The sequence below is a fragment of the Cupriavidus sp. HPC(L) genome, assembly GCF_000307735.3.
Classification (GTDB): Bacteria; Pseudomonadota; Gammaproteobacteria; order Burkholderiales; family Burkholderiaceae; genus Cupriavidus.
Genome location: NZ_AMPR02000068.1, coordinates 26179 through 41849, shown reverse-complemented (window position 1 = coordinate 41849; position 15671 = coordinate 26179). Strand labels below are relative to the sequence as shown.

At 66.9% G+C, this 15671-nt stretch carries 12 protein-coding genes; 1 reads left to right on the top strand and 11 read right to left on the bottom strand.

Annotated features, from left to right (window positions below; translation table 11 throughout):
* From B551_RS05760 to B551_RS05710, 11 genes are all read right to left on the bottom strand, one after another.
* Positions 1-1485: acyl-CoA dehydrogenase family protein (locus B551_RS05760; protein ID WP_023263653.1), on the bottom strand; the 1485-nt coding region annotated here is incomplete at its 3' end.
* Positions 1486-1679: 194 nt separating this feature from the next.
* The gene (locus tag B551_RS05755; RefSeq protein ID WP_043437598.1) at positions 1680-2105 is read right to left on the bottom strand and encodes a PaaI family thioesterase; all 426 of its coding nucleotides are present in this window, start codon (positions 2103-2105) and stop codon (positions 1680-1682) included.
* 99 nt (positions 2106-2204) lie between these two features.
* Positions 2205-3383, bottom strand: coding sequence for an acetyl-CoA C-acyltransferase (locus B551_RS05750; RefSeq protein ID WP_006576133.1), 1179 nt, complete (start codon positions 3381-3383; stop codon positions 2205-2207).
* 81 nt (positions 3384-3464) lie between these two features.
* Complete coding sequence (gene pncA / locus B551_RS05745) at positions 3465-4100, bottom strand: bifunctional nicotinamidase/pyrazinamidase (protein ID WP_043437595.1); 636 nt, start codon at positions 4098-4100, stop codon at positions 3465-3467.
* 38 nt (positions 4101-4138) lie between these two features.
* Complete coding sequence (locus B551_RS05740; protein WP_006576135.1) at positions 4139-6220, bottom strand: 3-hydroxyacyl-CoA dehydrogenase NAD-binding domain-containing protein; 2082 nt, start codon at positions 6218-6220, stop codon at positions 4139-4141.
* A 342-nt stretch (positions 6221-6562) separates the two neighbouring features.
* The gene (locus tag B551_RS05735; RefSeq protein WP_023263652.1) at positions 6563-7276 is read right to left on the bottom strand and encodes an ABC transporter ATP-binding protein; all 714 of its coding nucleotides are present in this window, start codon (positions 7274-7276) and stop codon (positions 6563-6565) included.
* Positions 7276-8088: an ABC transporter ATP-binding protein gene (locus B551_RS05730; protein WP_006576137.1), complete on the bottom strand. Its 813-nt coding sequence runs from the start codon at positions 8086-8088 to the stop codon at positions 7276-7278. The genes B551_RS05735 and B551_RS05730 overlap by 1 nt, the downstream gene beginning before the upstream one ends.
* Positions 8085-9398 (bottom strand): branched-chain amino acid ABC transporter permease, encoded by a 1314-nt coding sequence (locus tag B551_RS05725; protein WP_006576138.1) that lies wholly within the window; start codon positions 9396-9398, stop codon positions 8085-8087. The genes B551_RS05730 and B551_RS05725 overlap by 4 nt, the downstream gene beginning before the upstream one ends.
* Positions 9399-9402: 4 nt before the next feature.
* A complete protein-coding gene (locus B551_RS05720; RefSeq protein ID WP_006576139.1) occupies positions 9403-10350 on the bottom strand; it encodes a branched-chain amino acid ABC transporter permease in 948 nt (315 codons plus the stop codon).
* Between the two features lie 168 nt (positions 10351-10518).
* The gene (locus tag B551_RS05715; RefSeq protein WP_006576140.1) at positions 10519-11757 is read right to left on the bottom strand and encodes a branched-chain amino acid ABC transporter substrate-binding protein; all 1239 of its coding nucleotides are present in this window, start codon (positions 11755-11757) and stop codon (positions 10519-10521) included.
* A gap of 164 nt (positions 11758-11921) precedes the next feature.
* Positions 11922-13547, bottom strand: a complete 1626-nt coding sequence (locus B551_RS05710; RefSeq protein WP_043437580.1) for a 3-(methylthio)propionyl-CoA ligase — start codon at positions 13545-13547, stop codon at positions 11922-11924.
* A 517-nt stretch (positions 13548-14064) separates the two neighbouring features.
* On the opposite strand from B551_RS05710, the gene B551_RS05705 reads away from it, so the two are divergent.
* A complete protein-coding gene (locus tag B551_RS05705; RefSeq protein ID WP_006576142.1) occupies positions 14065-15612 on the top strand; it encodes a YdiU family protein in 1548 nt (515 codons plus the stop codon).
* Positions 15613-15671 lie beyond the last annotated feature (59 nt).

The window sequence follows — 15671 nt, the reverse complement described above, 5'->3', positions numbered from 1 at the left end:
CGTGCCCTGCACCACCTGCCCCAGCGCCTTGAACGCGGCGCCGTCCTTCATCACGACCTTGCGCCCGAGCAGGTCCAGTCCCTGGATGCCGTGCGTGCCTTCGTGGATCGGGTTCAGCCGGTTGTCGCGATAGAACTGCTCGACGTTGTACTCCCGCGTATAGCCGTAGCCGCCGTGCACCTGGATCGCCAGGCTGTTGGCCTCCAGGCACCATTGCGACGGCCAGCTCTTGGCGATCGGGGTCAGGATGTCGAGCAGCAAGGCGAGGCGCTGATGTTCCGCCGTATCGCCAGCCGTGGCGGCGGCGCGCTCCTCGTCGACCAGCCGCGCGCAGTACAGGTTCAGCGCGAGCCCGCCCTCGACGTAGCTCTTCTGCGCCAGCAACATGCGGCGCACGTCCGCATGCTCGACCAGCCTGACCTGCGGGCTCGACGGGTCCTTGCCGCCGGGGCCGACCGGCCGGCCCTGCGGCCGGTTGCGCGCGTAGTCCAGCGCGTGCAGATAGCCGGTATAGCCGAGCATCACCGCGCCGAGGCCGACGCCGATGCGGGCCTCGTTCATCATGTGGAACATGCAGGCCAGGCCCTGGTGCGGCTCGCCGACCAGATAGCCGATCGCCCCGGCCTTGCCGCCCGGCCGGTAGCGCGTGCCCTCGCCGAAGTTCAGCAGGCAGTTGGTGGTGCCGCGATAGCCCATCTTGTGGTTCAGGCCGGCCAGCACCACGTCGTTGCGCTCGCCCAGCGAGCCGTCGGCATTGACCAGGAACTTGGGCACGATGAACAGCGAGATGCCCTTGACGCCGGGAATCAGCTTGCCGTCCGGGCCGGGGATCTTGGCCAGCACCAGATGCACGATGTTGTCCGACAGCTCGTGCTCGCCGGCCGAGATCCACATCTTGTTGCCGCGCAGCCGGTATTGCGCGCCCAGCGGCGATTCGCCCTCGTACTCGGCGCGCGTGGTGATGTCCGACAGCGACGAGCCGGCCTGCGGCTCGGACAGGCACATGGTGCCGAAGAAGCGCCCTTCCAGTTCCGGCTTGACGAATGTCTCGATCTGCGCCGGCGTACCGTGCGTCAGCAGCAGATTGGCGTTGCCGATGGTCAGGAACGGATAGGAGCTGGTGCCGACGTTGGCGCCCTTGAAATACGCGAAGCCGGCCTTCTCGACGACCACCGGCAGCTGCATGCCGCCCAGTTCGTAATCCTGCCCGGCCGCCATCAGGCCGGCCTCGCAGAACGCCTTCAGCGCGGTCTTGACCTCGGGAATGATGGTGACGGTGTCGCCGTCGAAATGCGGTTCCTGCTGGTCGTTCTTCTTGTTGTGCGGCGCGAACAGATCGGTGGCGATCTTCTCGCAGGTATCGAGCGCGGCATCGAAGGTTTCGCGCGAGTGGTCGGCATAGCGCGGGATGCGCGTCAGCGATTCGACATCGAGCCACTCGTAGAGCAGAAAATCGAGGTCGCGGCGGGAAAGGATCAACGACATGGCGATTGCCGCTCCTTGGGATGGGAATGGATTGGGGATGCGGGCGTGGGTTGCCCTCTCCCCCGGCCCCTCTCCCGCGAGCGGGAGAGGGGAGCAGACCGATGGCATGTCAAAGCCCGCCGGTGTTCTCCCTCTCCCGCCTGCGGGAGAGGGCCGGGGAGAGGGCAAGCCGCCCCATCCCAAAAAAAAACCGCTCAGCCCGCCTCGCCCATCCGTGCAATGGTGCCCTGCGCGACCGCGCACAGCCTTTCCTCGCCGTCCCGGACGGCGAAGACATCGCAACGGACCACGGCCTGCTGCCGCCCGCGGCTGACGCACTCGGCGCGCGCGATCAGGCGCTCGCCCAATGCCGGGCGAACGTAGTTGATCTTGTATTCCGAGGTCACCACCGGCGCCGCCATCGCGGCGCCGCCGGCATAGGTCAGCGCGTTGTCGGCCAGATAGCTGACCACGCCGCCGTGGGCGAAGCCATGCTGCTGCTGCAACGGCTGCCGCAGCGGCAGTTGCAGCTCGGCACGCTGCGGCGTCAGCAGGGTCAGCTCCGCGCCGAGCAGCACCGAGAACGGCTGCTCGGCCAGGATCGCGCGGCCGTGGGCCAGCAGGTCGCCCGGCTGGCCCAGGTCACGCGGCTGCCCGCGCTCGGACGATGCCTCGGCGGAGCCGGCGGACGGTGCGGCCGACGGTGCGGTGGACGAGGTGGAAGACACCGCGGCCTGCGCTTACAGCACCTCGAACAGGCCTGCCGCGCCCTGGCCGCCGCCGATGCACATGGTGACGACCACGTACTTGACGCCGCGGCGCTTGCCTTCGATCAGCGCATGGCCGACCAGGCGGGCGCCGGACACGCCGTACGGGTGGCCCACCGCGATCGCCCCGCCGTTGACGTTCAGGCGGTCCATCGGGATGCCCAGCGTGTCGGCGCAGTACAGCACCTGCACGGCGAACGCCTCGTTCAGCTCCCACAGGCCGATGTCCTCGACCTTCAGGCCGGCCTTCTTCAGCAGCTTGGGCACGGCGAACACCGGGCCGATGCCCATTTCATCGGGCTCGCAGCCGGCCACCGCGAAGCCGCGGAAGGCGCCCAGCGGCTTCAGGCCGCGCTGCTCCGCCAGCTTGGCGCTCATCACCACCGCCGCCGAGGCGCCGTCCGAGAACTGCGACGCATTGCCGGCCGCGATCACGCCGCCCGGCATCGCCGTGCGGATCTTCGACACGCCTTCGTAGGTGGTATCCGGACGGATGCCCTCGTCGGCCGAGACCGTGACCTCGCGCGTCACCAGCTGCCCGGTGGCCTTGTCTGCCACGCCGGCCAGCACCGTCAGCGGCACGATCTCGTCGTTGAACTTGCCGGCCTCCTGGGCCGCCGCCGCGCGCATCTGGCTCTGCACGCCGTACTCGTCCTGGCGCTCGCGCGGGATGTTGTAGCGCTTGGCGACGTTTTCCGCGGTCTGCAGCATGCTCCAGTAGATCTCGGGCTTGTTCTTGACCAGCCAGCCTTCCTGGATCATGTGGCGGTTCATCTCTTGCTGCACGCAGGAGATGCTCTCGACGCCGCCGGCGACGAAGATATCGCCCTCGTCCGCGATCACGCGCTGCGCGGCCATCGCGATGGTCTGCAGGCCCGACGAGCAGAAGCGGTTCACCGTGGCGCCCGGCACCGTCACCGGGCAGCCGGCGCGCAGCGCGATCTGGCGTGCGATGTTGGCACCGGTCGCGCCTTCGGGATTGGCACAGCCCATCAGCACGTCCTCGACCTCGTCCGGCTCGATGTTGGCCCGCGCGATCGCGTGCTGGACCACATGGCCGCCGAGGGTGGCGCCGTGCGTCATGTTGAAGCCGCCCTTCCAGCTCTTGGCCAGACCGGTCCGTGCGGTCGATACGATCACTGCCTCGTTCATTTGTTGCTCCTCAGTATTCTCGGTGTCTGGTGTATCGATGTCTCGATGTCTCGGTGCCCATGCGCTGTCGCACGAGCCATCTCAGCTCAGCAGCTCGGCGGCACGCACCCTGCCGACGCCCGCCTCGGCGAGGCTCGCCCAGGCGGCGTCCAGCGATCCGTTCAGGTCGATCGCGCGGCAGGCGTCCTCGACCACCACCGCATCGAAGCCCGCCGCGCGCGCGTCCAGCGCGCTCCAGGCCACGCAGTAGTCGGTCGCCAGGCCGACGCAAATCACGCGGCGCACGCCATGCTCGCGCAGATAGCCGGCCAGCCCGGTCGGGGTCGTGCGATCCGCCTCGACAAAGGCGGAATAGCTGTCGACCTCGCGCTGATGACCCTTGCGGATCACCAGCCGCGCGTGCGGCACCGCCAGTTGCGGATGCAGCTCGGCCCCCGGTTGCCCCTGCACGCAGTGCGCGGGCCAGAGCACCTGCTGGCCATACGGCAGCGTGGTGGTCTGGAACGGCGCCGCGCCGGCATGGTTGGCCGCGAACGACACGTGGTCGGCCGGGTGCCAGTCCTGCGTCAGCACCACATGCGTGAACGCCTCGGCCAGCCGGTTGATCACCGGCACGACCTGGTCGCCTTCGGGCACGGCGAGCGCGCCGCCGGGCATGAAGTCGTTCTGCACATCGATCACCAGCAGGCAATCGCTGTTGCCGAAGCGTCGTTGCATGGTCGCGTCCATTGCGTCGGTGCCGTGCCGTTCGCCGCTCAGCCGTTGAAGCCCTTGCCCTCGGCCGCCAGCTTCTTGAGCAGCGGCGCCGGCTCCCACGCTTCGCCGTGGTAGCCCTTGGCATAGCGCTGCATCGACAGCAGCACGTTGTACAGGCCGACCTGGTCCGCATACAGCATCGGGCCGCCGCGATGCAGCGGGAAGCCGTAGCCGGTCAGGTAGACCATGTCGATGTCCGAGGCCTTCGAGGCAATGCCTTCCTCGAGAATCTTCGCGCCTTCATTGACCAGCGCGTACACCAGACGCTCGACGATCTCCTCGTCCGAGATCTTGCGGCGCGTGATGCCGAGATCCTTGGAATGCTGGACGATCATCTCGTTGACCTGCTGGTTCGGGTACGGCTTGCGGTCGCCCGGCTTGTAGTCGTACCAGCCCGCGCCGGTCTTCTGGCCGAAGCGTCCCATCTCGCACAGCAGATCGGCGGTCTTCGAATACTGGATGTCCGGCTTCTCGACCGCGCGGCGCTTGCGGATCGCCCAGCCGATGTCGTTGCCGGCCAGGTCGCCCATGCGGAACGGGCCCATCGCGAAGCCGAACTTCTCGATCGCCTTGTCGACCTGCTCGGGCAGCGCGCCCTCGTCGAGCAGGTAGCCGGCCTGGCGGCTGTACTGCTCGATCATCCGGTTGCCGATGAAGCCGTCGCAGACGCCCGACACCACCGCGGTCTTCTTGATCTTCTTGGCGACCTGCATGACCGTGGCCAGCACGTCCTTGCCGGTCTTGTCGCCGCGCACCACTTCCAGCAGCTTCATCACGTTGGCCGGGCTGAAGAAGTGCATGCCGACCACGTCCTGCGGACGCCTGGTGAACGAGGCGATCTTGTTGACGTCGAGCGTCGAGGTGTTCGAGGCCAGGATCGCGCCGGGCTTGGCAACCTCGTCCAGCTTCTTGAACACGGTTTCCTTGACGCCCATTTCCTCGAACACCGCCTCGATGATCAGGTCGGCGTCCTTGATGTCGTCATAGGACAGCGTGGTCGACAGCAGGCCCATGCGCTGCTCGACCTTCTCCTGCGTCAGCTTGCCCTTCTTCGCGCTGTTCTCGTAGTTGCGGCGGATCGTCGCCACGCCGCGGTCCAGCGCTTCCTGCTTGGTCTCCAGAACGGTGACGGGGATGCCCGCGTTCAGGAAGTTCATCGAGATGCCGCCGCCCATGGTGCCGGCGCCGATCACGGCAACTTTCTCGATCTTGCGGGTGGGCGTGTCCGACGGCACGTCGGGGATCTTGCTGGCGGCGCGCTCGCCGAAGAAGGCATGGCGCAGCGCGCGCGATTCCGGCGTATTGACCAGGAACATGAAGCCTTCGCGCTCCAGGCGCAGGCCCTCGTCGAAGGGCTTCAGCGAAGCGGCCACCGCCTCGACGCACTTGCCCGGCGCCGGGAAGTTCTTCGCCACGGCGGCGACGGTGTTCTTGGCGAAGGCGAGGAAGCCCTCGGCGTTTTCATGGCGCACCTTCAGGTCGCGCACCTTGGGGTGCGGGCCCGACGCGGCGCCGACATTGCGGGCGAAGGCGATCGCCGCGGGCAGCACGTCGCCATCGACGATCTCGTCGAACAGCTTGGTGCCGGCGAACTTCTCCGACAGCACCGGGTTGCCGGTGACGATCATGTTGAGCGCGGCCTCCAGGCCGATCACGCGCGGCAGGCGCTGCGTGCCGCCGGCGCCCGGCAGGATGCCCAGCTTGACTTCGGGCAGTGCGATCTGCGCGCCCTTGGATGCGACGCGGTAGTTGCAACCCAGCGCCAGCTCCAGACCGCCGCCCATCGCCACCGAATGCACCGCGGCGACGACCGGCTTGGTCGAATTCTCGATCACCTTGATCACCGAATGCAGCGTCGGCTCCTGCGTCGCCTTCGGCGTATTGAACTCGCGGATGTCGGCGCCGCCCGAGAACGCCTTGCCGGCGCCGGTGATGACGACCGCCTTGACCGCGGCATCGTCCAGCGCACGGGTCATGCCTTCGACGATGCCAAGCCGGGTGCTGTGACCCAGGCCGTTGACAGGGGGATTGTCGAGCGTGATGACGGCGATGCCGTCCTGAACCTGATACTGCGCTGTCATGCTGGTTCCTTTGGTGTCTTGATTGTCTCGGGATTCGAATTCTCGAATATTGTTTTACTTCGGCTGCGCCATCGGCATCGCGGTGCGCCTCGGGAATAGTAGGCGCGAGCCGGCCGTCCGGGGAGGCGAGCGAAACAAGCATACACAAAATAGAACGGTCGTTCAATTTCTATTTTGGAGGAGAAATTCGCCGCCGCAGGCACAAAAAAAGCGCGCCATGCGGGGGCTGCATGGCACGCCTTCATGGGATGCATGGTCGAAACGGAAGCGGTCGATAACACCCTGCTTAACAGCCTCTTTGGCAGTCTCTTTAGCGGCCTCTTCAACAGCCTGTTCCGGCCCTCAAACCTCCAACCACTCCTTGCGCACCTGCGCATTGCCCTTCAGCTCGGCCGGCGTCCCTTCGAAAACGATGTGCCCGTGGCCCATCACGTAGACGCGCTGCGAGATGTCCAGCGCGATCGCCAGCTTCTGCTCGATCAGCAGCACCGACACGCCGCGCTCCTTCAACACCTTCAGGTAGTCGGCGACCTGGGCGACGATCATCGGCGCGAGCCCCTCGGTCGGCTCGTCGATCAGCACCAGGTCGGGGTCGCCCATCAGCGTGCGGCACAGCGTCAGCATCTGCTGCTCGCCGCCGGACAGCACGCCGGCCGGCGTGTTCTCGCGCTCCTTCAGGCGCGGGAACAGCGCGAACATGTCGTCGGTGCTCCAGCGCGGCCGGCTCTGGCGCGGGTTCGGCTTCTCGCCCAGCAGCAGGTTCTGGCGCACCGTCAGCGTCGGAAAGATGTCGCGATTCTCGGGCACGTAACCGACGCCGAGGTGCGCGATCTCGAAGGTACGCCGCCCCAGGATCTCGTCGCCGCGAAAGCGTACCGAGCCCTCGGCCTTGACCATGCCGAGGATCGCCTTCGCCATGGTCGAGCGCCCCACCCCGTTGCGTCCCAGCAGCGCGACGATCTCGCCCTCGTCGATATGCAGATCGACGCCATGCAGGATATGGCTCTTGCCGTAGTAGGCGTGCAGCCCCTGCACCTCCAGCATGCGCTTGCCCATCAGTGCGCCCCCTCGCTTGCGCTTGCGCCCACCGCGCCCTCGCCTTCGCCCTCGTCGAGCGTCGTGCCCAGATAGGCTTCCTTGACGCGGCGATCGTTACGGATGGCCTCGGGCGTACCGGTCGCGATCACCTCGCCGTAGACCAGCACCGAGATGCGGTCGGCCAGCCCGAACACCACGCTCATGTCGTGCTCGACCATCACCAGCGTCTTGCCCACGGTGACCTTGCGGATCAGCTCGACCGCATGGTCGGATTCCGAGCGGCTCATGCCGGCGGTCGGCTCGTCCAGCAGGATCACGTCGGCGCCGCCCGCGATCGTGATGCCGATCTCCAGCGCGCGCTGCTCGGCATAGGTCAGCAGGCCCGACTGCGTATGGCGCCGGTGCTGCAGGCCGATCAGCTCCAGCACCTCCTCGGCCCGTTCGCGCGCGTCGCGCAATTCGGACAGCCGGTGCCAGAACGAATACTTGTAGCCGAGCGCCCACAGCACCGCGCAGCGCAGGTTCTCGAACACCGTCAGCCGATGGAAGATATTGGTGATCTGGAAGCTGCGCGACAGCCCCTTGCGATTGATCACGAACGGCTGCAGCCCGCCGATCTCCTCGCCATTGAGCCGCACCGATCCCGAGGTCGGCGCGAACCGGCCGGAGATCAGGTTGAAGGTGGTCGACTTGCCCGCGCCGTTGGGGCCGATCAGCGCATGGCGCTCGCCGCGCGCAATGTTCAGCGTCACGCCGCGGATGATCTCGGTCTGGCCGAAGCGCTTGCGCACATCGGTCAGCTCCAGCGCCGCCGTGGTATCCCGCCTCATGCCGCTCCTCCCGCGATTTCCGCCTGCACCTTGTCCCACCGCAGCCGCGCCTGCCCCACCGTGAAGCGCCATGCGGCCAGTCCGACCAGCCACAGCGCCGCCGCCACGCCCCACGGCGCCAGCGTGCCGGCATCGAACGCGATGCCGAACAGCGACATCGCGGTGCCATTGGCGCTATCGACCTGCACCTTGTAGACCAGCTCGACCGTCAGGATGATCGCCGCCAGCAGCACCACCCCGGCCAGCGCGCACAGCCCGTAGGACGGCAGCATCTGACGGAACTTGCCGCGCGCCACCAGCGGCAGCTGCATCATCAGCAGGCTGGCCAGCCCGCCCGGCACGAACATCACCATCAGCACGAAGAACAGGCCCAGGTACAGCAGCCATGCCTTGGTCAGGTCCGACAGCGCGACCGCGAACAGCACGAACACCACCGCGCCGACGATCGGCCCGAAGAAGAAGCCGGCGCCGCCGATGAAGGCGGCCAGCAGCACGCCGCCGGAGCGCACCGCGCTGACGTTCTCCGCCGACACGATCTCGAAGTTGATCGCCGCCAGCGCGCCCGAGATGCCGGCGAAGAACGCCGACAGGATCAGCACCAGATAGCGCACGCGCTGCGTGTTGTAACCGATGAACTCGGCCCGCTCGGGGTTGTCCCGCACCGCGTTGGCGATGCGGCCGAGCGGCGTCTGCGTCCACGCATACATCGCCGCCATCGACAGCAGGCACCAGATCGCGATCAGGTAGTAGACCTGCCGGCCGGGGCCGAAGGTGATGCCGAGGAACGGCTCGCCGACCACGCGGTTGGTCGAGATGCCGCCCTCCCCGCCGAAGAATTCCGGGAACATCAGCGAGCTGGCAAACACCATCTCGCCGATGCCCAGCGTGATCATCGCGAAGGTGGTGCCGGACTTCTTGGTCGTCACGTAACCAAAGATGACGCCGAAGAAGGCACCGGCGAGTCCTCCGACCAGCGGCAGCAGCGACACCGGCATCCACACGGTGCCGGCGCCGGCCATGTTCAGCACATGGACCGCGATGAAGGCGCCCAGGCCCGAATAGACGGCGTGCCCGAACGACAGCATGCCGGTCTGGCCGAGCAGCATGTTGTAGGACAGCGCGAACACGATCATGATGCCCATCTGCGACATCAGCGTGATCGCAAACCCGCCGGTGAAGATCAGCGGCAGCACCAGCATCAGCAGCGCGGTGGTGCCCCACAGCACCCAGCGGCCGAGGTTCAGCGGCCGGTAGCGCATCGTGCGGCCGGTGACCGTGGTGTCTTGCGTGCGTTGCATCGTCGATTCCATCGCGTCAGCTCTCCCGGGTTCCCATCAGGCCGCGCGGGCGGAAGATCAGCATCACGACCAGCAGCAGATACGGCAGCACCGGCGCGACCTGCGCCACCGTCAGCCGCCACAGCGAATAGAACGGCGTTTCGCTGGTCACGTTCAGCCCCAGCGAATTGAACATGCCGGCGAGCGACGCGTCGATGGTGACCGCGAAGGTCTGCAGCAGCCCGATCAGGATCGACGCGATGAACGCCCCGACCAGCGAGCCCATGCCGCCGACCACCGCCACCACGAACACGATCGAGCCGACCGCGGCGGCCATCGACGGCTCGGTGACAAAGGCATTGCCGCCGATCACGCCGGCCAGGCCCGCCAGCGCGGCGCCGCCGCCGAACACCATCATGAACACGCGCGGCACGTTGTGCCCCAGCGCCTCGGCCATCTCCGGATGCGTCAGCGCGGCCTGGATCACCAGCCCGATGCGGGTTCGCGTCAGCACCAGGTAGATCGCCACCAGCATCGCCAGCGACACCAGCATCATGAAGGCGCGGTACTTGGGGAAGGCCGAGGTGAACACGGTAAACAGCGGCCCGTCGAGCTCGGCCGGAATCCGGTACGGCACCGCCGCCAGGCCCCAGACCAGCTTGACGCCCTCCTCGATCAGGTAGGCCAGGCCGAAGGTGAACAGCAACTCGGCGACGTGGCCGTACTTGTGCACCGCCCGCAGGCCGAAGCGCTCGACCAGCGCGCCCGCGAACGCCACCAGCAGCGGCGCGGCGATCAGCGCCGGCCAGAAGCCGATCTTGGTCGAGATCGAGTATGCGAAATAGGCGCCGAGCATGTAGAAGCTCGCATGCGCGAAGTTCAGCACGCCCATCATGCTGAAGATCAGCGTCAGGCCCGACGACAGCATGAACAGCAGCAGCCCATAGCTGATGCCGTTCAACAGCGAGATGATGAAGAATTCCACAGCCAGTCCTTCCATCTGGCGCCGGGCCGGCGGCAAGTGCCGCCGTCCGGCGAAGGCGAAGCGAGGGCGGGCGCGGCGGCCGTGTCTGCGCCCCCAGGGGCCGGCAGCATACCACCGGCGCTGGCGGTCAGAGGCCGCGCGGGCGCGCCGCGTGTGGCGCGTCCGGGATCAGCCTGGACGCTTCATCTGGCAGGAGGTGGGCTGGGCGGCGACATGCGCGTCCAGCACCGCGTTGGTCTTCCAGCCGTAGCCGGTGTTTTCCTGGTCGTACTTGACTTCCTTGCCGTCGACCTTGGTCCAGGTGGCGATGGTCAGCGGCTGCTGGGCCTGGTGGTCGGTCGCGCGCATCTCGACGGTGCCGTTCATGCTCTCGACCTTCATGCCCTCGAGCGCCTTGGCCACCTTGACCGGATCGGTCGACTTGGCGTTCTTGAAGGCCTGGCTGAGCATCGCGATGCCGGTATACGAGGCCATCACGTAGAAGTCGTCGTTGTACTTCTTCTCGTAGCCCTCGATCACTTCCGAGCCGCGGAAGCCCTTGTTGTTCGGGTTGTAGTAGCCGACATAGCGCACGCGCTCGGCTCCCGCCGCGCCCATCGCGGTCGGCACCCCGGTGGTGGCCGCGTAATAGGTGTAGAAATTGGCGGTCAGCCCGGCGTCCTTGGCCGCCTTGATCAGCAGCGCGAGGTCGCTGCCCCAGTTGCCGGTGATCACGGTATCGGCGCCGGCGGCCTTGATCTTGGCCACGTAGGGCGAGAAGTCCTTGACCTGCGCCAGCGGGTGCAGGTCCTCGCCGACGACCTGGATGTCCGGGCGTTTGCGCTTCAGGTATTCCTTGGCGGCGCGCGCGACCTGGTGGCCGAACGAGTAGTTCTGGTTGATCAGATAGACCTTCTTGACGTTCTGGTCCTGCGCCAGATAGGTGGTCAGCGCCTCCATCTTCATGTCGGAGTTGGCGTCCAGACGGAAATGCCAGTAGTTGCATTTCGAGTTGGTCATGTCCGGATCGACCGCGGCATAGTTCAGATAGATGATCTCCTTGCCCGGGTTGCGCTCGTTGTGCTTGGCCACCGCGTCCTGCAGCGCCAGGCCGACCGACGAGCCGTTGCCCTGCACCACGTAGCGGATGCCCTGATCGACGGCCTGCTTCAGGATCGTCAGGCTTTCCTGCGGCGACAGCTTGTTGTCGAATCCCACGACCTCGAACTTGTGCCCGCCGGCCCAGTTCTTCTGATTGGCCAGCTCGGCGACGTACTGCCAGCTCTTGAGCTGGTTCTGGCCGACCGGCGCCATCAGGCCAGACAGCGGATCGATGAACGCGATCTTCACCGTATCGGCCGCGGCGGCTCCCGAACCGAGCGCAGCCATCAATGCCACGCCGGCGACGAGCGGACGCAATCTGATCATGGTTTGTCTCCTTCTCTCTTTCTCTCGTTGGCTATCGTGATGAGCGGGCGCTCGGGGCTGCCGCTTTTATGCTGTCTCGCGGCTTGCCCGATGGTCCCGTTTGCTTCTACCGCGGCGCCGGGAAGACGCCGCCGCTGCTGCACGTGCCCTGCGACGGCCCTGGTTCAGGCCGTCGGCAGCCGATAGTCCTTGAACTGCTCGCGCAGCTTCAGCTTCTGCATCTTGCCGGTGGCCGTCAGCGGGATCTCGTCGACAAAGGCCACATCGTCGGGGATCCACCATTTGGCGACCTTGCCCTCGAAGAAGCTCAGCAGCTCCTCGCGGGTCAGCTCGGAGCCAGGCTTCTTCATCACCACCAGCAGCGGCCGTTCGTCCCACTTGGGATGGTGGACCGAAATGCAGGCGGCCATATGTACCGCCGGATGCGCCGCGGCGACGTTCTCCACGTCGATCGACGAAATCCATTCGCCGCCGGACTTGATCACGTCCTTGCTGCGGTCGGTGATCTGCATATAGCCGTCGGCATCGATGGTGGCGACATCGCCGGTCGGGAACCAGCCGTCGGCCAGCGGCGAGCTGTCGCTGCGGTAATAGCGGTCGATGATCCAGGGGCCGCGCACCATCAGGTCGCCGAAGGCCTTGCCGTCCCACGGCAGCTCGCGCCCCTCGCCGTCGACGATCTTCATGTCGACGCCGTAGATGACGCGGCCCTGCTTCTCCAGGATGGCCTGCTGCTGCTCCGGCGGCAGCGACAGATGCTTGTTCAGCAGCTTGCAGGTGGTGCCCAGCGGCGACATCTCGGTCATGCCCCAGGCATGGATCACCTCGACATCGAGCGCGTTCAGCGCCTTGATCATCGCCGGCGGCGCGGCCGAGCCCCCGATCACCGTGCGCTTGAAGCTGGAGAAGCGCAGCTTGTTGGCCTGCACATGCTGCAGCAGGCCGAGCCAGACCGTCGGCACGCCCGCCGAGAAGGTGACCTGCTCCTGCTCGAACAGCTCGTACAGCGAGGCGCCGTCGAGCTTCGCGCCGGGGAATACCAGCTTGGCGCCGACCAGCGGCACCGAGTACGGCAGGCCCCAGGCATTGACGTGGAACATCGGCACGACCGGCAGGATCACGTCCTTGGCCGAGCAGCCCAGCGCGTCCGGCAACGCCGACGCATACGAATGCAGCACCGTCGAGCGATGCGAATAAAGGGCGCCCTTCGGATTGCCGGTGGTGCCGGACGTGTAGCAAAGGCTCGACGCGGTGTTCTCGTCGAAGCTCGGCCAGCTGTAGTCGCCGTCCTGGCCCTCGATCAGGTCCTCGTAGCACAGCAGCGGCAACTTCGATTCGGCCGGCAGGTGCGCGCGGTCGCTCATCAGCACCCAGCCCTTGACCTGCGGGCAATGCGGCGCCAGGCCCTCGACCAGCGGCAGGAAGGTCAGGTCGAAGAATACATAGCGGTCTTCGGCGTGATTGACGATATAGGCCAGCTGCTCGGGGAACAGCCGCGGGTTGATCGTGTGGCAGACCGAACCCATGCCCGATACCGCGTAGTAGATCTCGAGGTGGCGGTAGCCGTTCCACGCCAGCGTGCCGACCCGCTCGCCGGGCTGCACGCCCAGCTTGCCCAGCGCCTGCGCCAGCTTGCGGGCGCGCAGCTCGCAATCGCGGTAGGTATAGCGGTGGAGGTCCCCTTCGGTGCGCCGCGAAACGATTTCGGTGCTGCCGTAATGGCGTGCGGCGTGGGTGATGATGGAGGAAATGAGCAACGGCGCGCCCATCATTTGTCCCATCAATGCCATGGGAATGGTCTCCTTTATCGGTGGCGATGTCCGCCCTGGCAACGCCGAGAAGCGAACAATCGTTCTTTTTTTAGGCCGACAAAAACCTTCCAGCGGAAGGCGTCGGCAGACACGCTCGCACTTTCCATCGATGCACTACGCCGGTGCACTGCGGGCGTGCAAGCGGGCGGCATGACGGGAAGACTGCCGGTGATGGCCGCGCCGCGCGATGGGTACAAGCAGGAGCAAGCGTGAACAAGCGGGAACACCGGCCGCGGCGCCGCGGTCAGACCAGGGAAAATGCGGCGTGCAAGTACAATACTGCCAGCCATGTTGCACCTCAACATGTCGTTTTCCCTAGCCTGCAAGCGCACTTCCAGGCAGGCCTCCGATTGCAGGCTGTTGCACCGCGCCGGTCCCCAGCCACCCTCCGCGACCATTCGCGCCCGGCGCGTGATGCCAAGGCCCCGACCTCATGTCCTCTGATCCGACCCCAGCTGTCTCCCCCGCACCGGCCCCGTCGTCGCCTGCAACCACCATGCAACCGCCCTTCTCCGTGGCGCCGGGGTTTGCCGCGCTCGGCGAGCGTTTCTTCACGCGCCTGCGCCCCACGCCGCTGCCCGCGCCGTATGTGGTGGCCGTGGCGCCCGCCGCGGCTGAACTGCTGGGCTGGCAATGGAGCGACGGCGCCAGTGCCGGCAACGCGCTCCCGCCGGACTTCGCCGAGATCTTCATCGGCAACCGCGTGCCGGACTGGGCCGATCCGCTGGCCACCGTCTACTCGGGCCATCAGTTCGGCGTCTGGGCCGGTCAGCTCGGCGACGGCCGCGCGATTCGCATCGCCGAGGCGCAGACCGCCAACGGCCCGTGGGAAATCCAGCTGAAGGGCTCGGGCAAGACGCCGTATTCGCGGATGGGCGACGGCCGCGCTGTGCTGCGCTCGTCGATCCGCGAATACCTGTGCTCGGAGGCCATGGCCGCGTTGGGCATCCCGACCACGCGCGCGCTGTGCATCGTCGGCTCCGACGCGCCGGTACGCCGCGAGACCATCGAGACCGCCGCGGTGGTCACGCGCCTGGCGCCCACCTTCATCCGCTTCGGCCATTTCGAGCATTTCGCCGCGCACGACGACGTGGCGGCGCTGCGCCAGCTGGCCGACTTCGTCATCGACCGCTTCATGCCGGAATGCCGCGACAGCGCCGGCGGCGAGACCATCAGCCCCTACCAGGCGCTGCTGCGCGAGGTGTCGCTGCGCACCGCCGACCTGATGGCCCAGTGGCAGGCCGTGGGCTTCTGTCATGGCGTGATGAACACCGACAACATGTCGATCCTCGGCCTGACCATCGACTACGGTCCCTTCGGCTTTCTTGACGCCTTCGACGCCAACCATATCTGCAACCACTCGGACACCCAGGGCCGCTACGCCTACAGCCAGCAGCCGCAGGTCGGCTTCTGGAACCTGCATTGCCTGGCGCAGGCGCTGCTGCCGCTGTGGATCGAGCGGGAGGACGGCCAGGCGCCGACCGAAGCGGCCAAGGAGGCCGCGATCGAGGCCGCGCACGCCGGCCTCGATCCCTTCCGTGACCGCTATGCGCAGCGCTTCTTCCAGCTGTACCGCGCCAAGCTGGGCCTGGCCAGCGCCGATATCGACCACGCGGCCGACGAGGCGCTGCTGACCGACCTGTTCCGCCTGCTGCATACCCAGCGGGTCGACTACACCTTGTTCTGGCGCAACCTCGCCCGCATCTCCTCGGCGGACGGCAGCCGCGACGCGCCGGTGCGCGACCTGTTCATGGACCGGGCCGGCTGGGACGCGTGGGCCGAACGCTACCGCGCCCGCCTGCGTGCCGAGAACTCGGACGACGCGGGCCGCGCGGCATCGATGCTGGCCGTCAACCCGAAGTACGTGCTGCGCAACCATCTGGCCGAGGTGGCGATCCAGCGCGCCAAGGAGAAGGACTTCAGCGAGGTGCAGCGGCTGCTGGCGGTGCTGTCGCGGCCATTCGACGAGCAGCCCGAGGCCGAGTCGTATGCCGCGCTGCCGCCGGACTGGGCGTCCGGTATCGAGGTAAGCTGTTCGTCCTGATATCGGTCCCCATCTCGAACCGATCCATCGAACCCAACACCGATCGCCCCCACAAGGAT